The sequence below is a fragment of the Rummeliibacillus pycnus genome, from assembly GCF_002884495.1.
GTDB classification, from domain to species: Bacteria; Bacillota; Bacilli; order Bacillales_A; family Planococcaceae; genus Rummeliibacillus; species Rummeliibacillus pycnus.
This window is the reverse complement of sequence record NZ_KZ614145.1, coordinates 3,695,066-3,718,841: the sequence shown is the minus strand read 5'-3', so window position 1 is coordinate 3,718,841 and position 23,776 is coordinate 3,695,066. Positions and strand designations below refer to the sequence as shown.

At 35.7% G+C, this 23,776-nt stretch carries 24 protein-coding genes and 1 tRNA gene; 2 read left to right on the top strand and 23 right to left on the bottom strand.

The annotated features are described in order from the left end of the window. The first annotated feature begins 53 nt into the window (after positions 1–53). Positions 54–953, top strand: coding sequence for a TetR/AcrR family transcriptional regulator (locus tag CEF14_RS18190; RefSeq protein ID WP_102694127.1), 900 nt, complete (start codon positions 54–56; stop codon positions 951–953). A gap of 50 nt (positions 954–1,003) precedes the next feature. Here CEF14_RS18190 and CEF14_RS18185 read toward each other — a convergent pair whose 3' ends face one another. The 4 genes from CEF14_RS18185 to CEF14_RS18170 form a co-directional block, all read right to left on the bottom strand. Then, a complete protein-coding gene (locus CEF14_RS18185) occupies positions 1,004–2,170 on the bottom strand; it encodes a Ger(x)C family spore germination protein (protein ID WP_102694126.1) in 1,167 nt (388 codons plus the stop codon). Beyond that, positions 2,163–4,064 (bottom strand): spore germination protein, encoded by a 1,902-nt coding sequence (locus CEF14_RS18180; protein ID WP_322788398.1) that lies wholly within the window; start codon positions 4,062–4,064, stop codon positions 2,163–2,165. The genes CEF14_RS18185 and CEF14_RS18180 overlap by 8 nt, the downstream gene beginning before the upstream one ends. Positions 4,065–4,084: 20 nt before the next feature. Next, positions 4,085–5,233 carry a GerAB/ArcD/ProY family transporter gene (locus CEF14_RS18175; RefSeq protein ID WP_102694124.1) on the bottom strand — a complete coding sequence of 383 codons (1,149 nt, stop codon included), beginning with the start codon at positions 5,231–5,233 and terminating at the stop codon, positions 4,085–4,087. Positions 5,234–5,507: 274 nt separating this feature from the next. Then, positions 5,508–5,579 (bottom strand) — tRNA-Arg (locus CEF14_RS18170). A 186-nt stretch (positions 5,580–5,765) separates the two neighbouring features. On the opposite strand from CEF14_RS18170, the gene clpP reads away from it, so the two are divergent. Then, positions 5,766–6,359, top strand: a complete 594-nt coding sequence (gene clpP, locus CEF14_RS18165; protein WP_102694123.1) for an ATP-dependent Clp endopeptidase proteolytic subunit ClpP — start codon at positions 5,766–5,768, stop codon at positions 6,357–6,359. A 458-nt stretch (positions 6,360–6,817) separates the two neighbouring features. Here clpP and CEF14_RS18155 read toward each other — a convergent pair whose 3' ends face one another. The 19 genes from CEF14_RS18155 to hprK all read right to left on the bottom strand — a co-directional run bounded on the left by CEF14_RS18155 (position 6,818) and on the right by hprK (position 23,531). After that, positions 6,818–7,075: an HPr family phosphocarrier protein gene (locus tag CEF14_RS18155; protein ID WP_102694121.1), complete on the bottom strand. Its 258-nt coding sequence runs from the start codon at positions 7,073–7,075 to the stop codon at positions 6,818–6,820. A gap of 147 nt (positions 7,076–7,222) precedes the next feature. After that, positions 7,223–8,170, bottom strand: a complete 948-nt coding sequence (gene whiA, locus CEF14_RS18150; RefSeq protein ID WP_102694120.1) for a DNA-binding protein WhiA — start codon at positions 8,168–8,170, stop codon at positions 7,223–7,225. Between the two features lie 36 nt (positions 8,171–8,206). Next, positions 8,207–9,193: a gluconeogenesis factor YvcK family protein gene (locus tag CEF14_RS18145; RefSeq protein ID WP_102694119.1), complete on the bottom strand. Its 987-nt coding sequence runs from the start codon at positions 9,191–9,193 to the stop codon at positions 8,207–8,209. A gap of 4 nt (positions 9,194–9,197) precedes the next feature. Further along, positions 9,198–10,079 (bottom strand): RNase adapter RapZ, encoded by an 882-nt coding sequence (gene rapZ, locus CEF14_RS18140; RefSeq protein ID WP_102694118.1) that lies wholly within the window; start codon positions 10,077–10,079, stop codon positions 9,198–9,200. Continuing rightward, positions 10,072–10,554, bottom strand: a complete 483-nt coding sequence (locus tag CEF14_RS18135; protein ID WP_102694117.1) for an NUDIX domain-containing protein — start codon at positions 10,552–10,554, stop codon at positions 10,072–10,074. The genes rapZ and CEF14_RS18135 overlap by 8 nt, the downstream gene beginning before the upstream one ends. Before the next feature lie 627 nt (positions 10,555–11,181). Then, positions 11,182–12,129 (bottom strand): thioredoxin-disulfide reductase, encoded by a 948-nt coding sequence (gene trxB, locus CEF14_RS18130; protein WP_102694116.1) that lies wholly within the window; start codon positions 12,127–12,129, stop codon positions 11,182–11,184. 91 nt (positions 12,130–12,220) lie between these two features. Then, a complete protein-coding gene (locus tag CEF14_RS18125) occupies positions 12,221–13,741 on the bottom strand; it encodes a tetratricopeptide repeat protein (RefSeq protein WP_102694115.1) in 1,521 nt (506 codons plus the stop codon). Between the two features lie 81 nt (positions 13,742–13,822). Beyond that, a complete protein-coding gene (gene hisIE / locus CEF14_RS18120) occupies positions 13,823–14,443 on the bottom strand; it encodes a bifunctional phosphoribosyl-AMP cyclohydrolase/phosphoribosyl-ATP diphosphatase HisIE (RefSeq protein ID WP_102694114.1) in 621 nt (206 codons plus the stop codon). Then, positions 14,440–15,198 carry an imidazole glycerol phosphate synthase subunit HisF gene (gene hisF / locus CEF14_RS18115; protein ID WP_102694113.1) on the bottom strand — a complete coding sequence of 253 codons (759 nt, stop codon included), beginning with the start codon at positions 15,196–15,198 and terminating at the stop codon, positions 14,440–14,442. Before hisF ends, hisIE begins: the two co-directional genes overlap by 4 nt. Further along, positions 15,198–15,932: a 1-(5-phosphoribosyl)-5-[(5-phosphoribosylamino)methylideneamino]imidazole-4-carboxamide isomerase gene (gene hisA / locus CEF14_RS18110; protein ID WP_102694112.1), complete on the bottom strand. Its 735-nt coding sequence runs from the start codon at positions 15,930–15,932 to the stop codon at positions 15,198–15,200. Before hisA ends, hisF begins: the two co-directional genes overlap by 1 nt. Next, positions 15,929–16,576: an imidazole glycerol phosphate synthase subunit HisH gene (gene hisH / locus CEF14_RS18105; RefSeq protein WP_102694111.1), complete on the bottom strand. Its 648-nt coding sequence runs from the start codon at positions 16,574–16,576 to the stop codon at positions 15,929–15,931. The genes hisA and hisH overlap by 4 nt, the downstream gene beginning before the upstream one ends. Next, the gene (gene hisB / locus CEF14_RS18100; protein WP_102694110.1) at positions 16,573–17,163 is read right to left on the bottom strand and encodes an imidazoleglycerol-phosphate dehydratase HisB; all 591 of its coding nucleotides are present in this window, start codon (positions 17,161–17,163) and stop codon (positions 16,573–16,575) included. The genes hisH and hisB overlap by 4 nt, the downstream gene beginning before the upstream one ends. Before the next feature lies 1 nt (position 17,164). Further along, the gene (hisD, locus tag CEF14_RS18095) at positions 17,165–18,445 is read right to left on the bottom strand and encodes a histidinol dehydrogenase (protein ID WP_102694109.1); all 1,281 of its coding nucleotides are present in this window, start codon (positions 18,443–18,445) and stop codon (positions 17,165–17,167) included. Positions 18,446–18,459: 14 nt separating this feature from the next. Then, positions 18,460–19,083 (bottom strand): ATP phosphoribosyltransferase, encoded by a 624-nt coding sequence (gene hisG / locus CEF14_RS18090; protein WP_102694108.1) that lies wholly within the window; start codon positions 19,081–19,083, stop codon positions 18,460–18,462. Then, a complete protein-coding gene (locus CEF14_RS18085) occupies positions 19,076–20,245 on the bottom strand; it encodes an ATP phosphoribosyltransferase regulatory subunit (protein WP_102694107.1) in 1,170 nt (389 codons plus the stop codon). Before CEF14_RS18085 ends, hisG begins: the two co-directional genes overlap by 8 nt. A 119-nt stretch (positions 20,246–20,364) precedes the next feature. Continuing rightward, positions 20,365–20,889, bottom strand: a complete 525-nt coding sequence (locus tag CEF14_RS18080; protein WP_102694106.1) for an acyltransferase — start codon at positions 20,887–20,889, stop codon at positions 20,365–20,367. Next, positions 20,882–21,541, bottom strand: coding sequence for a pyrophosphatase PpaX (ppaX, locus tag CEF14_RS18075; RefSeq protein WP_102694105.1), 660 nt, complete (start codon positions 21,539–21,541; stop codon positions 20,882–20,884). Before ppaX ends, CEF14_RS18080 begins: the two co-directional genes overlap by 8 nt. A gap of 206 nt (positions 21,542–21,747) precedes the next feature. Next, a complete protein-coding gene (lgt, locus tag CEF14_RS18070; protein WP_102694104.1) occupies positions 21,748–22,557 on the bottom strand; it encodes a prolipoprotein diacylglyceryl transferase in 810 nt (269 codons plus the stop codon). A gap of 44 nt (positions 22,558–22,601) precedes the next feature. Then, positions 22,602–23,531, bottom strand: coding sequence for an HPr(Ser) kinase/phosphatase (hprK, locus tag CEF14_RS18065; RefSeq protein ID WP_102694460.1), 930 nt, complete (start codon positions 23,529–23,531; stop codon positions 22,602–22,604). Positions 23,532–23,776: the final 245 nt, after the last annotated feature.

Sequence of the window (23,776 nt, the reverse complement as noted above, 5' to 3'; positions counted from 1 at the left end):
GAAAGCGTTTTTCCTATAGAATAATGGTATAAACAATGTGAAAAGGTGAACTTATGAATACGCGTAAAAGAAAAGTACTCGACGTTGCACGTAGTTTATTTATTGAAAAGGGCTTCCATGAAACCTCTATAATGGATATTATCCATGAGGCAAAAATCTCTAAGGGAACTTTCTATAATTACTTCACTTCGAAAAACGAATGTTTAATTGCTATTTTGCAGGAGAGTCGAGAAGATGCTAGCAATCGTAGACATGAACTTATTTTTGGTCAAGATCCAAAAGATATTAATATCCTTGCAAAACAAATAGCTGTCCTCATGCAAATTAATCGTGAACAAAACCTTTTGCAAATCTTTGAATCGATTTACCATTCAAGAGACATTGGTGTTAAAAAGGTCGTCATGAAGCATCATTTACAAGAACTTGATTGGCTCTCTACTCGGTTAGTTGAAGTCTATGGTGAAGAAATTAGTATTATGAGCTACGAATGTGCTGTTCAAGTAATCGCAATGATTCAACACACTATACGAACATTACTAGTAGCTGAGGATCGTTGTGTAGACCCTGAATCTGTTGTCAAAATGGCACTTAGAAATATCGATGCCATTATCCCCCGTATGTTAGAAACAAAAGAAGTTTTAATTGGCGTTGAAACCATTCACTATATAAAAAATAGTGTTGAACATATCGTTGTGGATAAAAACATGATCATTCAACAACTAAAAGGTTTTATTGAAGGTCTATCAAAGAATGATTCCAAATCGGGAATTGAATATGCTAATTTTATTCTAAAAGAATTGCAACAAACAGACCCTAAATTATTGATCATTGAAGCACTTCTAACACCTTTTCGTAAATCTTTTACAAAAACAACTCATGCTTCTGAAGCACGAGAAATTGCAAATTATATCTGGCGTCTTATCAAAGAAGAACATCCACTTGATAAAAATTAACAAAAAGCAGCTCGCCCCCTTAAAAAGAGGATGAACTGCTTTTTAATAAATTATCTTCTAATTGTTTCACTAAAATTCTTTCTTCCTGAATATACAGAGGTAATTTCCACATTTATATTACGTAATGTGTTTTCATTTAACGCTACTTTTCCATTCTTTTGAAGTCTTTTCCATGCCTTTAGATCCTTTCGATATAAATATTCCGATAAACTAAAGACATCGCTTCCAATATTTAATCCTGCTGTAAATGAATCTTTAATTTCCTTTTTCACTTCCTTTTTCACTTCTTTTCTAACTTCATCCTCTTTTATACTACCTTGAAATCCCCTTAGCTCTACTTCCATCTTCACCTTTACGTCAAAGGAAACTGAATTATTTTTTACAATAGGTGTTATTTTAACATCATCCACTTTTCCATTAGCTGTAATAAATTGCCTTCTTCTCGTCTCAGTATCATTGAGCAATATTGACACTTCCGCTCTTTTAGTTTTCTTACTCATCCATCCTAATCCTTTAACTTTATCTCCTGTGATGTTTCCTTTAAATCCCTTTGGAGAAACGACACTAACACCATTAATATTAGTGATCGCGTTCTTCTCTTTTTCTGTCTCCCAATTTTTCAAAATGGATATTTTGGGAATATTCGCTTCATAACCTGGTTCATCTAACTTCAGTATTAATTTACGGAGATTCATCGGTTCAATTGTAGAATCTTGTCTATATGAATTTAATGGATCTGATAATTTGGATAATGATATGGCTTTATTCAGAATTGGTGTTACTAGTAAGACATTTTCCATAGGTTCTTTCGTACTGTACACCCAAGTTTGATATCTTGTATCATGAAATCGCATAAACGAATTAATAAATGTATTCATCTCCCCAGACTTCAACAAATCCTCTGAAAAAACAATATATGTGAGATGTCCCCAATAAAGTTCTTCATCCAATGATTTGTACAAATTATAAAATGCTTCATGGTCGGTTTTACCAGAAGAATGCCCTATTTCAGCCTGAATCGTATCAGGGTTAGCAGGTTGTTCAGATTTTGCTACGTTGGCAAAATCAATAATTTGGGTATATATTTGGTATTTTCCATCTTTATAATCCACACCAATCCCATAAAGATAGAGCATTCGCTCAGATTCTTTTGTATCCCAACATCCCGAAATTAGTGTCATAAGCATAATAAGGAATATCAGTATTTTCTTATTCATTTTCTTCCTCTTTAGTTTTGTTTTGATCTTGAGTTCCTTGATTTTGGATATTTATTTTATTTTGATTTCCTTGATTTTGACTCTCTGTTTGTGCTTGATTTTGAGTATTCGTTTGATTTTGGGTTCCTTGATTTTGACTATCCGGTTGCCCTTGAGTCTCTTGATTTTGATTCTCTGTTTGTGTTTGAGTCCCTTGATTTTGACTATCTGTTTGTCCTTGAGTCCCTTGATTTTGACTCTCTGTTTGATTTTGAGCCCCTTGATTTTGGGTATTTGTTTGAGTTTGAGCCCCTTGATTTTGACTCTCTGTTTGTCCTTGAGTCCCTTGCTTTTGACTATCTGTTTGTCCTTGAGTTCCTTGATTTTGAATATTTGTTTGTGTTTGAGTTCCTTGATTTTGGGTGTTTGTGTGTGTTTGGGTCGCTTGATTTTGGCTCTCTGTTTGATTTTGAGCCCCTTGATTTTGACTCTCTGTTTGTCCTTGGTTTTCAGTTTGAACTTGGGTTCTTGTATTATCTATAGTTTTTAAAGCTTCTGGCCGCTTCGTATATTTCTTTGCTGGTAATCGAAATATAGCTTTAGCTATGGTTGACCAACTTAAATCTGTTGCAATATTCATATAAGGATATCCAAATATTCGGATGTTGGATAAATAAACAAGCGTGAAGAAATACGACAAAAAAAAGCCAAAGAGCCCTAAAAATGCCGAAAGTAAAATAAAAAAAACGCGCATTAAACTAATTGCCGTTGCAAGGTTCTGGTTTACTAACGTAAATGATGCAATGGTAGAAGTAGCAATAATTACAACCATTGCTGGACTTGTAATACCTGCTCGAATAGCCGCATCTCCGATAATTAATCCTCCTACAACACCAATCGTACCACCTAAGACAACAGGAAGACGTAATCCTGCTTCACGGAATAACTCAAACATTGCTAACATAATAAGCATCTCAATGGCTGTCGGGAAAGGGAGGCCTGTACTTGCTTGAACAACCGTTGCTAAAAGTTGGAACGGCAATTGATTTTGATGAAATGTTGTTAAGCAAAGCCAAAATGCCGGTAGAAGTGCTCCAATTAGCAATCCGACTATTCGCATTGCCCGTTCTACTGAACCATACAGAACTGGATATTCATCATCCTCACTCGTCTTTAATAATAAGAATAGATTCACTGGTGTAATCATTGCGTATGAAGCACCATCTACAAACAGTACAAATCTCCCCCTCACTAGACATTGGACAACATAATCGGGTCTCCCAGTATAATCATGTCTAGGAAAGAGAGGAGCACTCTTATCGACTCGCTCCATTAATATATCACCACTAAATACTGCGTCTGTATTCACTTTCTCTAACTGCTTTTTTAACTCATTTAATAGATCTTTATTTGCGATATCGTCAAAGTATAGAATGGCTACCTTTGTCTTTGATCGTGTTCCTAATTCAAATTTTTCCACACACAGTGAATTCGTTGGTAACCGTTTTCTTATGATTGCGATATTTACAGCCACATCTTCAATAAAATTATCCCTTGGTCCTTTTATCGTAACTTCTACATTTGTCTCTTCAGGATTACGATTAGGTTTTTTAGCAATATTGCTAGAAAAAAGAAGCTCTCCTTCTTCAAAATAGAGAAGAACAAAACCTGTATAGACTAGTAAAATTGCTTCTTGTTCATCTTTTACTTTTTTTAAATCTGGAACATATAATTGTGATTCCACTTGTGTTTCAAGGGGCTCATCCGTCAAATTACTACATAAGAAACCAACACGTGGGACAATAACTTCATTTAATAACTGTAAATCTATCATTGCCTCACACGTAATAAGGTGAATTGTGTGCCCATCAAATGTATACTGTTGAAATTTAACATCAGCAGATTTCTTAAACAACTGCTGCAGGGTATTTAAATTTATTGAGTTGGTTTTACTTGGTTCGATTGTTCTTCACCACTTTTCTGGTCATTTTTATCTTTATCTTTTTTAGAAGATTTTCTTGAAGTTAATGCAACAATTACAAAAAATAAGGATAATATGAGAAAGAAGAGCAAAGTACTTACTAAAAAATATTTTCCATTAATATTTAAAAAAACATTATCTCTCAAAAGAGTTAGTGATAAACATATGAAAAAAAATGGTGGAGCAAGTTTAGACCAGATTTGTTTTTTATCTCTGGAAATATTCAAAATATCCGAACAAATATATAGGATTAGTCCTACTCTTAAAAATGTCCCCGTTAGCCACTGGTAAATAGAGAAGAAATCTACATGCTCAATAAAACGCCCAATTGTTGCAAGTCCCCATTCTTCATATGCCGGATACCTTTGTTTTGCTGCCTCAGTTGGTCCAAACTCAGTAATAGCACCGATGAGAGGACCTACCGTTAAACCACTTAATAAGAAGAGCATGATCGCAAAATGATACCATCGCATTCGGTGTTGTATTTCATGTTGAATAAATAGAAGCAATAATAACTCAACAAATCCTGATGTTGGATATACCATTCCCCTTAAAACTGGTTCAAATCCATGTTCAAAAAAAGGTCGTAATAACGTATAGTCTTTTACTTGTATATTGACAAATGCTACAAAAAACCCAAAAATAACTACGCCTGTTAATACAAATACATTTACGATCGCAATCGTTTGTATACCTGATGTAGCTAAAAATATAACAAGTACTAAATAAAGGATTAACAAAAAGAGAAATGGTGTTTTCAATAAAAAGGTTGTCGAAACCCAAAGTAACGTTTCTCTCATTGTAAACGCAGCAAGTAATAATAAATAAAAGACGGTACCGTATAAAACAATAGCTGTTAAAAATTTCCCTATTCTTTGTTTTAACCAATCTTTAATCGGCTCTTGATTAGATTTATTATGGACATAAACTAAAAGAAACAACCAAATAAAAGTTACAAATGCACTTAAAAACACAGATGCCCATCCGTCTCTTCCAGCCGCTTTTATAATGGATGGAATAACTGTTACATGATTTTTTAATCCAATGAACGTCATAGTCAAGAATATGACATGTAAGATACTAATCGTTCCAACGTTCTTCATTCATTTACCTTCCATCGTTTGTTGATACACAATAGTTTTGACAACAATACATAATTTTATAAGTAAGTATGTAATAGACATTCATATAATATTTAGTTATTCGTGCATCAACTTACTACGAAAAATAATTTTTTATAAAAACAAAAATCCTCTAATCAAAAAATTGATTAGAGGATGATTTTATTAGGGAAAATTTGGTTATAATTATTAACAGTTCTACTCCCTTATATTCACAAGCCCTTCTATTATAAAGGGTTTGTGATTTGTTTATGTACGCCCACGGAGGGAATCGAACCCCCAGCCTAAGAACCGGAATCTTATGTTTTATCCGTTAAACTACGTGGGCAAAATAAGTATTGCGACTCATCTATTATACAAATTATTTAGGAACAATTCAATAAGGTAAAAAAACAATCGTAACATTTGACCTTTATTGACCATCATGTGTATGATAAAGTTACAGCTGAAATATTGATAGAATTTCAGCATTTTGAAAACGAAATTACCTTATTTACTTGAGGAGGCTATTCACATGAACTTAATACCTACAGTTATTGAACAAACAAACCGCGGTGAACGTGCATATGACATTTACTCTCGTTTACTAAAAGACCGCATCATTATGCTTGGAAGTGCAATTGATGACAATGTAGCAAATGCAGTTGTATCTCAATTACTATTCCTTGAAGCTGAAGATCCTGAAAAAGACATCTACCTTTACATTAACTCTCCAGGTGGTAGTGTAACAGCTGGTATGGCAATCTATGATACAATGCAATTCATCAAACCTGATGTGCAAACAGTTGGTATGGGTATGTGTGCATCAATGGGCTCATTCTTACTTACTGCTGGTACAAAAGGCAAACGCTATGCCCTTCCAAACTGTGAAGTTATGATTCACCAACCTCTTGGTGGAGCACAAGGTCAAGCAACAGAAATCGAAATTGCTGCAAAACACATCCTTAAAACACGTGAAAAATTGAACGGTATTCTTTCTGAACGTACTGGTCAACCAATTGAAGTCATCGCTCGCGATACAGATCGTGACAACTACATGACAGCAGAACAAGCAAAAGAATATGGCTTAATCGACCATATCATGGAACGCAACGAATTAAAAAAATAAGCTAGAACATTGGGAACAGCAAGGCTCCAATTGAGCCTTGCTGTTTTTTTACTATACATTGAATTTTTGGGCGATCTACTGTTTCTATAGTCAAGCCATGAAATTTAGTTTATCTGGATTCTGGGGTTATTCGCGGGTTTTGATGGTCTTTCCGCGATTTCTCTGATTATATCCGCGGTTTTTGACCGGCTTTCCGCGGTTTCTCTGGTTATATCCGCGATTTTTGACTGGCTTTCCGCGATTTCTGTTGTATCCACGGTTTTTGTTCGGTTTTCCGCGGTTTCTCTGGTTATATCCGCGGTTTTTGACCGGCTTTCCGCGGTTTTCGTCCTACTTTCTGCGGAATTACAAATTATATCCACGTTCAAGTTTTCATTTCCTGTTGTCTCTTATAAATAACCAAAAAACGCGGTGCAGAACAACTAAATTGTTCCTACACCGCGTTTATTTTGAAATACTTAGTTTTCGTCTTCAATTATTTTAACAAGTTTTTCTAATGCTTTTTCTTCATCGTTGCCTTCTGCACTTAGAGTAACTAAAGTTCCTCTTGCAATTGCTAAACTCATTATGCCCATGATGCTTTTTGCATTTACTTTTTTATCATCTTTTTGTAGGAAGACATCGGCAGTGTGTCGATTTGCTTCTTGGACAAATAATGCCGCTTGTCTGGCTTGTAAGCCTGATTTTAGTTTTACTTCTACTTGTTTTTCTACCACGAGTGCTCCCCCTTTTATTAATAAATACATTTTACATCACTTTTACAATTTCTGAAATAATAGGGTTTTTAAAGTTCGAACCCGTTTACATCTACTAATATAAATCTTGGTCAATAGTAACGATCTCCGATTGATGAAAAAATGACTTTAAATTTTCAGTTTTTCTCCTCGTCTTAGTGCATCAGCAATCTCATCAATTTTGCGTAGACGATGATTTACACCTGATTTACTAACGATACCTGTTGAAACCATTTCACCAAGTTCTTTTAAGGTAACTTCTTGATATTCTACCCGTAATCTTGCAATTTCACGCAACTTTTCTGGTAATTGTTCAATTCCAATTGCGTTATCAATATAGCGTATATTCTCTACTTGTCGAATTGCAGCTCCAATTGTTTTGTTTAAGTTTGCTGTTTCACAATTGACCAGTCGATTTACACTATTACGCATATCACGTACAATCCTTACATCTTCAAATTTTAGCATGGCTTGGTGTGCACCTACAAGACTTAGAAAATCTGAGATCTTCTCTGCTTCTTTTAAATACGTAACGAAGCCTTTTTTCCGTTCAATCGTTTTTGCATTGAGTTCAAAATAATTCATTAAATCCATCAACGCTTCCCCGTGTTCCTTATATAAAGAATATACTTCTAAATGATAAGAAGATGTCTCCGGGTTATTGACAGAGCCTCCTGCTAAAAAAGCACCTCGTAAGTAAGCTTTTTTATTTTCAACTGTTTGGATTAACTCTGCTGAAATTGTATGATTAAAAAGAAAATTACCCGAGAGAATATGTAGCTCTTCTAGTAATTCTTTTGCACCTTCACGTACTCGACAAATATAAACATTATTTTTTTTAAGTCGCATTTTCTTACGCACTAGAAGCTCGATTCGATAATTATATAATTTTTTCATAATGGTGTACATTCTACGAGCAATTGCTGCGTTTTCCGTTTGCACATCAAGACTCAATTGACGATTAGTAAATGACAGAGAACCATTCATTCGAATTAGGGCAGATAATTCTGCTTTTAAGCTTGCATCTTCTACTTCAACTTGAGTAAGTTCTTTTTTTGTTTCCGAAGCAAATGACATATCCATTCCCCCTCTCTATCAATTATTTATTGTACGCTAATTCGACAATTTATGCTTGTTTTGTTGATCATTCATCGCATACTCTACTAGCCATGCAGCCACTCGGTTCGCTTCATGGCGTACAACACCATCATGGATATTCGCTATATCCTTCTTAACCACTTCAAGGCCCATACTTTCTAGACGTTTTACATCGAATTGTACAGGCTCTGCCGATTCTTTAATATAAGCTTCCCTAATTGCCTTAGGTACCTCTTCATCGTTAATTAAAATTGTTTGGATAAAATTCTCACCTACATGGTCATACAGTGCTTGAACATGATCTCCAGCTGTGTAATTTGATGTCTCACCAGATTGGGTCATTAAATTACATATATAAATTTTATGACCTTTTGCTTCCAATACGGCCTTTTTAATACCCTCTACTAGAAGATTTGGAAGAATACTAGTATACAAACTTCCAGGTCCTATTATTATTATATCGGCATGTTCAATTGAGTTGACTGCTTCCTGTAAAGGTAATACATCTGGAGGTGATAAGTACACACGTTTAATACGTGTATTAAATGTAGGAATTTTAGATTCTCCTTTTACAATCGTTCCATCTACCAACTCAGCTAGCAATGTGATTCGCTGGTTAGCTGCTGGCAGCACTTTTCCATGTACATTTAATACCCGACTCATTTCTCGAATAGCATGCGAAAAATCTCCCGTTATTTCTGTTAATGCGGTAAGCATTAAATTACCGAGAGAATGTCCTCCCAATTCTTCTTTCCCTTTAAAACGATACTGAAACATCTCTTCAACTAACGGTTCCACTTCAGATAAAGCTGCGATAACGTTGCGAATATCACCAGGTGGTGGAATCGCGAAGTCATCTCGTATTCTCCCTGAACTTCCACCATCATCTGCAACAGTTACAATTGCTGTCAAATCTACTGGGTATTTCTTTAACCCACGAAGTAATGTAGACAGACCTGTGCCGCCACCGATAAGAACAATCCGTGGTTGTTTTTTTTGCATAAGGTTATCCCTTTCTTTTTGCAATGTCACGATGGGTAATCACTGTCGGTGCATGCTGATCTAGGTGGTTACCAAAGTATTCAGCTAAAGTAACCGAACGATGTTGCCCACCTGTACATCCAAAAGCAATTATTAATTGCGTTTTTCCTTCTTTTTTATAAAGCGGTATCATAAATTCAAACAAATCCGTTAATTTATTAATTAACGTAGTTGTTTCATCATATTTTAATACATATGATGAAACTTCTTCGTCTAACCCCGTTTTAGGCCTTAATTCCTCTATATAGTACGGGTTTGGTAAAAAACGGATGTCAAAAACTAAATCAGCATCGATTGGCATACCATATTTGAACCCAAAAGACATTACATTTACTGTAAACTTACGTGAATCCACACCAGAAAATTGCGCAATAATTCTTTGTCGTAATTCTCTAGGTTTCATACTTGACGTATTATAAATATATTGAGCACGTTCTTTTACATCTGCTAATAACTCACGTTCATAATGAATACCTGTTAGAGGTAGACCATTCTCTGATAATGGATGAGAGCGACGAGTTTCCTTGTATCTACTCACTAATGTTTCATCATCTGCATCCAAAAATAATATCTTTGTTGCAACTAGATCTTCTCTTTCGATACGATCTAATGCTTCAATTAATGATGAGAAGAAATCCCCCCCACGCAAGTCCATGACAGCTGCTATACGTGAAATTTCTTTTTTAGATTCTTTCATTAAATTTAAAAATGTCGGTAATAATGCTGGCGGTAAATTATCGATACAAAAAAACCCTAGGTCTTCAAAACTTCTGATAGCTACTGACTTCCCAGCACCAGACATTCCCGTTATTATGATTAGTTCGTTTACCGAATGTGGATTAGGCATTCAATCCATCCCCTTCACACGATATCTGTATTTTTTGTTCTAACAATTGAAATTCTTCTGTATATGTAAAAGTTCCATATTGTGTACCAGATTGTTCAACTGCAAATAATAAATTCGTGCGATCTCCTTCTGCCATTGGTAAATGTTTGAGATTTTCTATAGAATGCCATTCTAAAACCCCTTCTCGTGTTTCTTTATAAGGCATTCCTTCTAAATCTTCTGCTAAAAAAGTGAAGAGCATCCATTCATTTACTACCTCTTCTCCACGTCTAATGACCATTGTATATACACCTTTTAGATGTGGTTTTATTGCTATAGTGCCTGTCTCTTCCCGAAATTCGCGACTTGCTGCTTCGAATACAGACTCTCCACTTTCAATTTTCCCTCCTGGTGCTACATACCAACCGCGTCGTGGTTTTTTTAATAAAAGTACTTTGTCGTCTTTTTTTACGAGTAAATTAGCGATTCTCTGCACACACGACACCTCTTTTCTAACAATTCTTATAATCTTTATTATACATTTTTCCGTTGTTCGAGTACAAAGGAATAATCTAAAAACACTATTTTGGATATTTAATGTAAATAAATCAATTTCATAAATCCATTATTGGTTAAGTTTAAAGTACTGAAAAATTGTTTACATACAAATATTTATAGTATTAAACTGCTTGCTGCATGATGTGGAATTAACTTCACTCAACGAGCATCGCACCAAGAAAATGCGAATGCATTTTCGAGGACTCTTCGCTCATTCCACATCAACAAAGATAGCTATACCAAATTTTTAGTGTAAATCTTCATTTTTATAATTTTTCAGTGTCTTTTAATAAATTTTGCATTAGTTATAAAATTGATTCAAATAGGTACTGAAATGTTAGTATTAAGGAGTCGTACCTTTCGCTCAAGTAAGATACATTAAAAGAATCAACAAAATCATGAAACAAAACCTCAAAATAAAAAGAGGGCTGCTTCTGTCAGTCGAGGGAACCGATAGAAACAGCCACAACAATATTCCTATTATAAAAAGGGGTTATTACAGTAAATACTATACACAATTTTTATTGCAACATGATGACAACTTTATTAAGAAAACGTTAAAGTGTTATTTTACTGAAAATTTTTCCTTTAGTTCTTCTACATAATGTTGAACAACTTGTGCTGCAATACTTCCATCACCAGTTGCTGTAACAATTTGGCGTAACGTTTTGTCACGTACATCCCCAGCAGCATAAATACCTGGTATAGATGTTTCCATATCAGCATTTGTTTGAATGTAGCCAGCTTCATTAAGTATACCTAAGTTTTCAAATGGTTTTGTAAGTGGCAACATACCGATATAAATAAATACACCATCTGCTTGAACTTCTTGCTCACTACCATCTGCAGTCGAAACAAGCGTTACACTGCCTACTTTACCATCCTTTTCGTTCACTTCTTTAACAGTATGATTCCAGATAAAGTCTATTTTTTCGTTTGCAAAGGCACGATCTTGGATAATCTTTTGTGCACGTAATTTATCACGACGGTGTACAATTGTTACTTTTTCTGCAAAACGAGTTAAGTACATACCTTCTTCAACTGCAGAGTCTCCACCGCCAACAACAATTAGGTTTTTGTTTTTAAAGAAGGCGCCATCACATACTGCACAATAGCTGACACCTCGGCCACCAAGTTCTTTTTCCCCTGGTACACCCATTTTTTTGTATTCAGCGCCTGTTGAAATAATGATTGCACGTGTTTTATATTCTTTTGTACCTGATTTAATTACTTTATATTCTTCACCATCGATAATTTCAGTAACATCGCCATAAGCATATTCTGCACCGAATTTTTTGGCATGTTCAAACATTTTAGTAGATAATTCAGGTCCTAAAATAGATTCGAAGCCTGGATAGTTTTCAACTTCTTCTGTATTAGCCATTTGTCCACCAGGGATCCCTCTCTCAATCATTAATGTAGACAGATTGCCACGTGATGTATAAACTGCTGCAGTCATCCCTGCAGGACCAGCACCTATAATCACAACGTCATAAATTTTTTCTTCAGTCATGTCTGTTCCTCCTAAGTTGATCCTGTTTCACTAGTTTAATCTTAGAGTATAGCCATTGTTTATGACAAGATATCTGCCTTAGATCTTCAAATTACTTATCGAAAAGAGGCAAAAATTGTATTAATTCGTTCACATATTTTGTTAATGTTGCAGGAGAAATGCCATAATATGTTGCAATAGACTTTTTGGTAACATTTTTTATACGAGATGATTTATACATGTATTCAGTAGCTGCAGCTATCGCTTTAGGGTTCTTAAATGCATAGCCATCTTCTAATGCACGCTCACATAATACAAACCACATTTGGAATAGGAATGTATCATTTAATTTAAGTGGTTTAACGTCTCTGTACAGAATTTCTGCAACTTCTACTGAACGTAAAAACGGTTTTAAAGTACCATCATCTTCTAGGAAATCATGATCTAGTGTGTAGGCTAAAAATAGCTTTTCGATTGCAGAATAATTATCAATTCGAATCCATTTAGGATGTGCTAAAATTTCTTGTTGATGTGGTGATTTTCCAACTAAAAATATTCCTAGTAAACGATCGCTTCTATATTCACTCTCTAATTTTCCTACGATAAAATCTCGATTTCTCTCAATGGAGTCATGATCAAGATTTGTATGATTCATAGCCCAAGGTTCGTAGCCAGCTTTTTCAGGATCAATTTCTATCAATTTCTCCCAAGTTACTCGTGCTTCTTTTTCGTTTCCGGAGAAATAAGCTGCGTGAGAAAGCCAAAAATAATGTCCCGGATCTTCTTCAAAGCCATGTCGCATCATACTACGCAACCATTTGTAAGCCTCCTCATAACAGCCAATTAGAGCAAGAGTGGCACCGAGTTTATACCGTTGTTCAAAAGAAAATGGGCTAAGTTTTACAAGTAAATCTGTTAAATCCTTTAATTCTTCTTCATCTTTTTCGTAATAAGCCATTACTGTTAAATTGCAAAGAGCGTGTAAATTCCCATAATTTCCTTTTAATACTTCATGCAATAATGCTCTGGCTTGTTCAGAATCACCTTGATAAAAATATGCAAGTGCTAAATTATTATAAGCTGCCCAGAAATCTGGATGATCTGTTATGATACTTTCTAATATCTCAATTGCTTCGTCAAGTTTTCCTGACTCCATTAATTTTCTAGCCTTTTCTTGTAAATAAACGACTTCACGATTCGCAGAATTTCCTGGAGCGATACTCCCCTCGATAGATGTAGCAAAATCAATGATGTCTATTGCCTCATCTGCATATTCTCCCATTTCATCAAGGTGTAAATATTCTTCAGCAAAATACTTTGCATCTTCTGTTAAACCAACTTGTGCAGAGGCTTCTGCCAAAAATAACAATATTTCTGGCTCGTTCGGATCTATCTCATTTGCTTTTCTTAATAATTCCAACGCATGATCTAAACGGCCCGCTTCCATTTCAACAATGGCATATTGTAGTAAAATTAAAGAATCATCTGGACTAAGTTCCACTGCTCTTCGCAAATATTTAAGTGCTTTTTCTTCTTGATCACGATTTAATGCTTGTACGGCTTTTTTATAATAAAATTCGCCATTTGGAATAAAGGACACAACATTTTTTCGAGTATTTTCTTCACTTTTCATATCCTGAAATTTTCCTCCGAAAAACAATAAGGAACGTTATTATACGTTCCTTAGACATAGTATCCTATATTATAACATAGTTTAGTGCTTTTCATGACGTTTTTGAAGAACTCCTAAAACTTCGTACATATCTAATTTTTGTTCTTGTAGTAATACTAATAAATGGTAAATTAAATCTGCTGCTTCCCATTTTAATTCTTCAGGATTTCGATTTTTCGAAGCAATAACGACTTCAGTTGCCTCTTCGCCAACTTTCTTACAAATTTTATCAACGCCTTCATTGAATAAATAAGTAGTATAAGCACCTTCAGGCATTTCTTTTTCACGTCCTTGAATGACGTTTTTTAATGTTTCCAAAATATCTAATGAACCAATTGAAGAATCCTTTTCTTTTAGTACTTTGGTAAAACATGAAACAGTTCCATTATGGCAAGCTGGTCCGTTTGGTAAAACTTCCACAACTAGAGCATCTTGATCACAATCTGTACGTAGTGCAACTACTTTTTGAGTATTGCCACTTGTTTCACCTTTATGCCAAAGTTCTTGTCTTCGGCGGCTGTAAAACCATGTTTCACCTGTTTCAATTGTTTTTTCTAGAGATTCTTTATTCATATAGGCAACTGTTAATACTTCTTTTGTTTGTGCATCTTGTATAACTGCTGTTATTAAACCTTTATCATCAAATTTTAGATTTTCAATCATCTTACTGCCACTCCTCTTTGTTTTAAGCTAACTTTCACTTCTGCAACACTTGTCTCTTTATAGTGAAAAATTGAAGCGGCTAGTGCTGCATCTGCATCAACATCATGTAATACTTCATAAAAATCATTTGCTTTCCCTGCGCCACCACTAGCGATAATCGGTACATTCACAGCATCTCTGATCGCTTTTGTCAGTGGTAAATCGAATCCACTCTTTTCACCATCTTGATCCATACTTGTTACAAGTAATTCACCTGCTCCTAGTGCGACAGCTTCCTTTGCCCATGCTACCGCTTCTTTATCCGTCTTATTTCGTCCTCCATGTGTATAGACCATCCATGTACCATCTTCCTCGCTCCATTTTGCATCAATGGCCACAACAATACACTGTGCACCGAAATAATCAGAGCCTTCTTTGATCAATTCAGGACGATTAATCGCTGAGGAGTTAATCGAAACTTTGTCTGCACCTGCTCGAAGTAGTCGTTTCATATCTTCTAGCGTTCTGATCCCTCCACCTACTGTAAAAGGAATTGCTAGAGCTGTGGCAGTTTTACGTACAACATCTACCATCGTCTCTCTGCCTTCATGAGAAGCTGAGATATCAAGGAAAACAAGTTCATCAGCACCTTGTTCGTTATAAAATTTTGCTAGTTCTACTGGATCTCCCGCGTCACGAAGTGAGACAAATTGAACCCCTTTAACAACACGTCCCTCCTTGACATCTAAACAGGGAATAATTCGTTTTGTTAACATTATTCGGCCTCCTTCAATGCCTCTTGTAAGGTAAAGCGTCCTGCATATAATGCTTTACCAATAATTACGCCACCAACTGAGGTATTTTGTGCTGCTGCTTTCACCTTCGCAATATCTTCTAAAGTACTAATACCACCAGAAACAATAACTTCTGCACCTGTTTCTTGTGCTAATTGAAGATTCGCTTCAATATTTGGGCCAGCTAATGTACCATCTGTTGCAATATCAGTGAAAATAAAATACTTAGCTCCAGCGTTTACAAATTCTTGTCCAACTTCTATAGCTGAACGATCTGAGGTTTCAATCCAACCGTGAGTTGCTACCATTCCATCTTTTGCATCTAGTCCAATCACAATTCGTTCTGGTCCAAACGTTCTGATAAACCCTTTTACTAGCTCCGGTTCACGGATGGCTAAACTTCCGATAATAACGCGATCTACACCATTTTCTAGATAATAACGAACATCCTCTTCAGAACGTATTCCCCCGCCAATCTGAACTTTTATAGGTAACTCTTTTGCTACACGAATAACTTCTGCAGCGTGTGTACGTTCACCATCTTTTGCACCATCTAGGTCTACCATATGTACATAACTTGCTCCTGCCTCTGCAAAACTCTTGGCCATTTCAAATGGAGAGTCTGCATAGACAGTTTCTTGTTCGTAGTCTCCCTTAAATAGTCGTACACATTTGCCACCTCTCATATCGATGGCTGGGAAAATTTGAATACTCATGAAACGACAACCCCTTTCGATACTGCTCGAAGCCATTGTTGCAATAAATAAACGCCACATTCACCAGATTTTTCAGGATGGAATTGCATACCTGTTACGGTCCCTTTTTGGACAATCCCTGGAACATTCATATCTCCGTATTCCGCAAAAGCGACTAAATCTTCCTCGTCCATATCTGTTGCAAAATAAGAATGCACAAAGTAAACATAGCGTTCCTTTGGTAATTGATCTAACCATGTCGGAGATTTAGTAAATTGTAAGTTATTCCATCCCATATGCGGTACTCTATATGATTTTCCAGATAAATCTTTACCAGAAAATTGTTTAATACGTCCTTTGAAAATACCTAGTCCTTGCCAAACTCCATTTTCTTCACTTTCTTGAAACAGTAGCTGCATTCCAAGGCAAATACCAAGAAGAGGTTTTTTAGTAGCTATTACTTCTTGAAACAATGATACAAGACCTGTATCTTGTAATTTCTTCATCGCATCTTGAAATGCGCCAACACCTGGTAAGATAAGTGCATCACATTGCAACAATCTGTTTTGATCAGCAGATATGACAACTTCATTGCCTAAACGCTTAATCGCTTGCTCAACACTAAAAAGATTTCCCATTCCATAATCGATTACGCCGATTTTCATGTTAACAACCCCTTCGTTGATGGTACCCCTTTAACCCGTGGATCAATTTGAACAGCATCATCGATTGCTCTTGCTAAAGCTTTGAAAATAGCTTCAATAATGTGATGTGTATTATGGCCATATGGAACAATTACATGAACATTCATACGAGCTTCTAGTGCAAATTTCCATAAAAATTCATGTACAAGTTCAGTATCGAATGTCCCCACTTTCTGAGCTGGTATTTCTGCACGAAATTCTAAATGAGGTCGGTTTGAACAGTCGATGACTACTTGTGCAAGTGCATCATCCATTGGCACAAATGCATTACCATAACGTTTTATCCCTTTTTTATCACCCAGCGCTTCCTTAATGGCCTGACCAAGTACGATTCCTAAATCTTCTGTTGTATGGTGATCGTCAATTTCTGTATCACCATGTGCTACAATTTTGCCATTAAAAAGGCCATGTTTCATGAAGAGATCTAGCATATGGTCCATGAAAGGTACACCTGTTTCCACAGTAGCTTTTCCTTCACCATCTAACTCAATTTCAACAGCAATTTGCGTTTCATTTGTCTTACGTTCTATTGTTGCATAGCGTGCCATTCTATTTCTCTCCTTTGTCCCAACCTCTTGACTCCACTGCTCTTGCATGCCCTTCTAATCCTTCAAGACGAGCTAGTCTAGCAATTTTAGGTGCATTTACTTTCCAAGTTTTTTCTGTATAATACACAACGCTTGTTTTTTTGATAAAATCATCTACATTTAGTCCACTAGCAAAACGAGCGGTACTATTTGTTGGCAGTACATGATTCGTACCTGCAAAATAATCACCAACTGGTTCTGAACTATATCTTCCTAAGAAAATAGCACCTGCATTTCGAATTTGTTCACTCACTTTTTGTGCGTCTTCTGTAACAATTTCTAAATGTTCTGGGGCTAATTGATTGATTGCTTTTATAGCCTGGTGAATGGATTCAGCAATATAGATTCTTCCGAAGTTTTCAACAGATTTCTTTGCAATATCTTTGCGTGGTAAGGATTGCAATTGTTCTTCGACTTTAGCTTGTACGTTTTCAGCAAGGTGTTCACTTGTTGTTACAAGAATTGGACATGCCATTGCATCATGTTCAGCTTGTGAAAGTAAGTCTGCAGCAATTTCATCTGCGTATGCCGTCTCATCAGCAATAATGGCTATTTCACTTGGACCAGCAATCATATCTATGGCTACTTCGCCAAATACTTCTCTCTTTGCCAGTGCTACAAAAATATTCCCCGGTCCAGTAATCTTATCTACTGCTTGTATCGTTTCAGTACCATAAGCCAATGCTCCTATTGCTTGAGCTCCACCCATTTTATAAATCTCTTCAATTCCTAAAATAGAGGCCGCTGTTAATACAGCTGCTGGAAGCTTACCATTCTGATCACAAGGTGTTGCTAAAACAATGCGTTTAACACCTGCAACTTGCGCTGGAATAACGTTCATTAAAACAGAAGAAGGATACGCAGCTGAACCACCTGGAACATATAATCCTACAGATGCGAGTGGTAGAATCCTTTGTCCAAGCCAAGAACCATTATCAAGATTTAGTTGGTAACCATTTCGTTTTTGTTGTTCATGATATGCACGAATATTGGCCGCAGCTTCTGTTAAATCTTGTACTAATTGAGGATCTAATGATGCAACAGCTTCTTTTATTTCTTGCTCAGTAACACGTAAATCATCAAGTGCGATGCCATCCCATTTCTTACTATAGGCTTTAACTGCTGCATCTCCCTTTTCTCGTACATCCGCTAATACTTGACGCACTGTTTTTAACTGTTCTTCATTGCCACCTTCTAAAGGTCTTTTTAATGAAATATTATCTGTTAACACTTCAATCTTCATAGCCAATCCTTCTCTCATTTCACACATTTTTTGAGTCGTTTCACTAAATCTAAAATCCGTTCATTTTTCATCCGATAACTAACTGGATTCGCAATTAATCTTGATGAAACATCTGTGATAAATTCATATTCGACAAGTCCATTCTCTTTTAAGGTTTGACCTGTAGATACAATATCGACAATACGATCTGCAAGACCAATCATAGGCGCTAATTCGATAGAGCCATTTAAACCAATGATTTCTACTTGCTCTCCTTTTTCGCGATAGTAATCTGATGCTACAGTTGGATATTTCGTCGCAATTCTAGGTGCAATTTCATTTAATGATGTATTCGGTAATCCAGCAGAAGCAATATGGCATTTACTAATTTTCAGATCAAGCAGTTCATGCACTTCTCGATGTTGTTCTAACAAAACGTCTTTTCCTGCAATTCCAATATCCGCTACACCATGTTCTACATAAGTCGGAACATCCATTGGCTTCGCTAATATAAATCGTATTTTCTCTTGTGGGATTTCAATCATTAACTTGCGTGACATTTCAACATTTTCAGGTAATTCGAATCCTGCCTCTATTAACATTTCATATGCTTCTTCGAAAATACGACCTTTTGGCATGGCAATCGTTAACTCATTCATGGACGATTCCTCCTTGTCCAATTCGCACAATTTCTGCAAAGTATTTCTCAAATGCTGCTAAATTTTCTAATCCTTCCATCGACTGCAATGTAGTACGTTTTCCTTGTGCACGTAGTTTTTCTGCTGTTTTAAGTGCTTCAGCAAGTTGTGGTGCTACAAATAAAACAAGAACTTCATCAGTAGCATCCACTTTTCGAGAAACTACTTCCAATAAATGATCTACCCGAAGACCAAATCCAATCGCACCAACTTCTGTTCCAAAATCCTTTAGTAATCCATCATATCTTCCGCCATTTCCAAGTGGGAACCCAGAGCCTGTTGCAAAAACTTCAAAAAGCATACCTGTGTAATAATTCATATGACTTGCTAAGGTAAAGTCAAAAGCAATATAAGAAGTAGCATCTGCGATTTCTAATATAGATGCTAATTGTTCCATATAAATAAAAGCATCTTTTTCATATACATATTTTGAAATCTCTCGAATACTTTTCATCTCTGAGGCATCTTCGATAAAGGATAATAATGTTTGCTCATTTTCAATTGGTAAGTTATAGGATCCAACTGCTTCCTCAAACCCTACAATATTCTTGAATACGAGCAAGCTATGTAATTCCTCAAACTGTTTTTCGTTTTGGACATTCTTTTTAATAATGGCATCTAAAATGCCTGCATTGCCAATTGTAATCTTAAATTCTTCTACTCCTAATACTTTTAATAAATGAATAGCTGTTAAGATGACTTCCGCATCTGCATATACTGATGAATCTCCAATAATTTCAATTCCCATTTGCTCAAATTCTGCAGGACGTCCACCTTCTAATTGTTGAGCACGAAAGACATTTGCAAAATAAGAAAGACGCAATGGAATTTTCTCTTTTAATAATTTTGAAGAAGCGACACGTGCAATGGGTGTCGTCATATCTGGACGAAGTACTAATGTATTCCCTTGACTATCTACTAGTTTAAAGAGTGAAGGGTCAACGATAGCTGATGCTTTACCAACAGTATCGTAATACTCAAGTGTTGGTGTTTGGATAAAATCGAACCCTCTTAAGCGAAGAAATTCACGACCAGTTTGTCGAATAACTTCCTTCTTCTCGAAAATCTTTGGAAATGTATCGCGCATTCCAAGCGGCTTTTCAAACTTTCGAATTGGTGACATTTTTACACTTCCTAATCTATATACTTTAGTTTGCTAGAGTGTTAGAGTGATGATGTATGAAAGTATTCTATACTAAGAAAATCAGCAAGTCAAGTGCCTCTAGCAAAAATGCGCATAAGTTAAGACTTTTTAGAATTAACTGATTCTTTCAAAGCCATTTCTTCCTTTGTATAGATAATTCTCATTGGATTACCACCAGCAAATGCACCAGGAGGTACGTCTTTATTTACTAATGTCATAGCAGAGATGATGGCATCATCTCCAATTACAACCCCAGGTAAAATCGTCGTATTCGCTCCAATCATTACACGATCTCCAATTACCACATCACCAAGTCGATATTCATTTACTAAATATTCATGTGCAAGGATTGTTGTATTAAAACCAATAATTGTATCACTGCCCACTTTTATCCGTTCCGGAAACATCGTATCTGGCGTTACCTTTAAAGCAAACGATGTCTTTTCTCCAACCTCCATCTTCAAAAAAGTACGATACAACCAGTTCTTTACGGATAGAAATGGTGTGTAGCGAGCTATTTCTATAACCATAAAGCATTTTACAACTTTCCAAAAAGATACCGTTTTATAAATTTGCCATAATGAAGTAGACCCTGACACTGAAAATCTCTCTGTCTTACGCATTTTCTTGGTCCCCTACTATTAATAATAAATCTGACATGTGATGCAACATGTAATCTGGTTTAAATTGCATTAAAAATTCTTCTCCTTTCAAAGACCAAGCTACACCTGCAGTTTTAACACCAGCATTTTGGCCACCAATTATATCATGTGAGTTATCACCAATCATCAAAACATTTTCTTTCTCTAAATGCAATTTCTTTAGTGCTAGAAGTATAGGTTCTGGATCAGGTTTGACATTTTTTACATCATCCATACTTACGACTACTTCAATTAAATCTTCAATACCTAATAAGCGAATTCCTTTTGATAAAGATTCTAAAGCCTTCGTTGAAACAATTGCTAATCTTATTCCTTTCTCTCGCAAAGCGTATAATGTTGATGTTACCCCATCAAACTCTTTTGCTAATTCATCATGATGTTTGTCATTCCATATACGATATTGTCGAACCCACTCTTCCGCTCTGTTTGGATCAATTGTAGAAAATGATTCCATTAATGATGGCCCAATAAACGGAATCATGTCTTCTCTTGTAAATTTCCCAGGAAATTCAGGTTCCAGTACATGTAAAAATGTTTGGATTATTAATTCGTTTGTGTCTAGTAATGTACCATCAAAATCGAATAGTAAGCCTTTAATTTCTTTAGTTGTCATATTCATTCAACTTCCTTTTTCCTTCGTAAAAAAGTTAATATTCGTTTATGTCTATTCTTTCGATTATTACGTTTTTTAATCTCAATAAATTTCCCCTAATATAAACAAATCGCCGTATTACGATAGAAACTTTAAAATTCTTGTAAGAAAGGAAGTTAAAGATATCATCTATTGCAATATCGACGAATCTATTTTTTATAAAATTTTTATTGATCCTTGTATCGAACAGGTGGTTTGATAGTAAGTCTTCTGTAAATAATTAAAATAGCTCCAACTACTAAACCAATTAGGGAAACAATTTGTGCTATACGTAAATTACCAATTAATAAACTATCTGTTCTCATATGTTCGATAAAGAAACGACCAAATGAATACCACATGATATATGTTAAAAATAATTCTCCACGACGTAAGTTCGCTTTTCTTAGTAGGAGTAAAATAATTAAACCAACAAAATTCCATGAAGATTCATATAAAAATGTAGGATGATGATAAAAACCATTGACATTCATTTGCTCGATAAGCCAATTTGGTAAATGAAGATTTTCTAAAAATGAACGATCTACGACACCACCGTAAGCTTCTTGGTTCATAAAATTACCCCAACGACCAACAATTTGTCCAATAATTAGGGATGGTGCTAATATGTCTACAAGTTTCCAGAAGCTTATTCCTCGTTTTTTTGAGAAAATAAGAGCTGTAATTAATGCACCGATAATTGCACCGTGTATTGCTATACCACCATGCCAAATCTGAATGATTTCACCAGGGTGTGATGAATAATATGGCCATTCAAATGATACATAATATATACGAGCACAAATAATTGAAATCGGCACAGCCCAGATCAGTAGATCCGTTAAAAGATCTTCTCCAAAGCCTCTTTTCACCATTTCTTTTTGACCTACAAAGTAGGCAATAATAATCCCACTCGCAATGATAACTCCATACCACCGAACGGATATCGGACCAAGTTGCAGTGCAACAGGATTAATAGCCATTAAAATTGAATCCATAATATTCTGTTACTCCTTTCAGCCTACTAGCAAGACAAATCTAGTTATACTTCATCGTTTGCTTCAATAACACTATCTAATCTACGTGAAAATTCTTCTGCTGCATTTATTCCTAGATTCTTTAACCGATGGTTCATTGCAGCAACCTCTATAATAACAGATAAGTTTCTCCCAGGTCGTACTGGTATTGTTAACTTAGGTAGCTCTGTATCAATAATTTTCATCGTTTCTGTTTCTAAACCTAAACGGTCATAGGTTTTATCAGAATCCCATGTTTCTAAATCAATCACCAATGAAATTCGCTTATGCTTTCGAACAGCACTAGCTCCGAACAACGTCATAATATCGATAATGCCGATTCCACGAATTTCGAGTAAATGGTCGATTAAAGGTGGTGCATTTCCTACTAATGTATTTTCACCTTCTTGGCGAATTTCTACACAATCATCTGCAACAAGACGATGACCCTTTTTTACAAGTTCAAGAGCAGTTTCACTTTTCCCTACTCCGCTTTTCCCTGTGATTAAAACACCAATTCCATAAATATCCACTAACACACCATGAACAGCAGTTGTTGGTGCTAATCGGCTTTCCAAATAATTTGTCAATAAACTAGAAAAACGGGTAGTTGGTAATTTTGTTGTTAAAACCGGTACATGATGTTCTTGAGAAGCCACGACCAAAGCTTCTGGAACTTCCATATTATGCGAGATAATAATTGCAGGTGTATCTTGAGAACATAACTTATTCATCCGATCAAATTGAACTTCCCGAGATAACATCTCAAAAAAAGATAGTTCCGTTTTCCCTAAAAGTTGCACACGTTTTGCAGGATAATGTGTAAAATACCCCGCCATTTCAAGACCCGGACGTGAGATATCACTCGTTAATATATGTCGACCGATTCCTTCCTCACCACTAATAAGCTTCAGATTCAATACTTCCATTACATCTTTCGTACAAACCTGATCCAAAGCCATCATCACTCCACCTTCCAAATAACAATAAATAGAAACAACATGAACATATTTTAGCATAAAATTAAAAGTGGAACACGCTCGTTTAGCTCCGACAGGTAAATGTTCTCAACACGAAGAGGCGCTCTTTGCCTCACCGTGGTGAGGTTATTTAACCCCGAGGAGCTAGCGTGTGCAACTAGATAAATTAAAAGCGAAACACGCTCGTTTAGCTCCACGCTCTATCTCCTTTATATTTAACT

Excerpts from the sequence above, each read along its gene's own strand:
- CEF14_RS18190 (WP_102694127.1), top strand. The coding sequence starts at position 54 with ATGAATACGCGTAAAAGAAAAGTACTCGACGTTGCACGTAGTTTATTT.
- CEF14_RS18185 (WP_102694126.1), bottom strand. The coding sequence starts at position 2,170 with ATGAATAAGAAAATACTGATATTCCTTATTATGCTTATGACACTAATT.
- CEF14_RS18175 (WP_102694124.1), bottom strand. The coding sequence starts at position 5,233 with ATGAAGAACGTTGGAACGATTAGTATCTTACATGTCATATTCTTGACT.
- clpP (WP_102694123.1), top strand. The coding sequence starts at position 5,766 with ATGAACTTAATACCTACAGTTATTGAACAAACAAACCGCGGTGAACGT.
- whiA (WP_102694120.1), bottom strand. The coding sequence starts at position 8,170 with ATGTCATTTGCTTCGGAAACAAAAAAAGAACTTACTCAAGTTGAAGTA.
- CEF14_RS18145 (WP_102694119.1), bottom strand. The coding sequence starts at position 9,193 with ATGCAAAAAAAACAACCACGGATTGTTCTTATCGGTGGCGGCACAGGT.
- rapZ (WP_102694118.1), bottom strand. The coding sequence starts at position 10,079 with ATGCCTAATCCACATTCGGTAAACGAACTAATCATAATAACGGGAATG.
- trxB (WP_102694116.1), bottom strand. The coding sequence starts at position 12,129 with ATGACTGAAGAAAAAATTTATGACGTTGTGATTATAGGTGCTGGTCCT.
- CEF14_RS18125 (WP_102694115.1), bottom strand. The coding sequence starts at position 13,741 with ATGAAAAGTGAAGAAAATACTCGAAAAAATGTTGTGTCCTTTATTCCA.
- hisIE (WP_102694114.1), bottom strand. The coding sequence starts at position 14,443 with ATGATTGAAAATCTAAAATTTGATGATAAAGGTTTAATAACAGCAGTT.
- hisF (WP_102694113.1), bottom strand. The coding sequence starts at position 15,198 with ATGTTAACAAAACGAATTATTCCCTGTTTAGATGTCAAGGAGGGACGT.
- hisA (WP_102694112.1), bottom strand. The coding sequence starts at position 15,932 with ATGAGTATTCAAATTTTCCCAGCCATCGATATGAGAGGTGGCAAATGT.
- hisH (WP_102694111.1), bottom strand. The coding sequence starts at position 16,576 with ATGAAAATCGGCGTAATCGATTATGGAATGGGAAATCTTTTTAGTGTT.
- hisB (WP_102694110.1), bottom strand. The coding sequence starts at position 17,163 with ATGGCACGCTATGCAACAATAGAACGTAAGACAAATGAAACGCAAATT.
- hisD (WP_102694109.1), bottom strand. The coding sequence starts at position 18,445 with ATGAAGATTGAAGTGTTAACAGATAATATTTCATTAAAAAGACCTTTA.
- hisG (WP_102694108.1), bottom strand. The coding sequence starts at position 19,083 with ATGAATGAGTTAACGATTGCCATGCCAAAAGGTCGTATTTTCGAAGAA.
- CEF14_RS18085 (WP_102694107.1), bottom strand. The coding sequence starts at position 20,245 with ATGTCACCAATTCGAAAGTTTGAAAAGCCGCTTGGAATGCGCGATACA.
- CEF14_RS18080 (WP_102694106.1), bottom strand. The coding sequence starts at position 20,889 with ATGCGTAAGACAGAGAGATTTTCAGTGTCAGGGTCTACTTCATTATGG.
- ppaX (WP_102694105.1), bottom strand. The coding sequence starts at position 21,541 with ATGACAACTAAAGAAATTAAAGGCTTACTATTCGATTTTGATGGTACA.
- lgt (WP_102694104.1), bottom strand. The coding sequence starts at position 22,557 with ATGGATTCAATTTTAATGGCTATTAATCCTGTTGCACTGCAACTTGGT.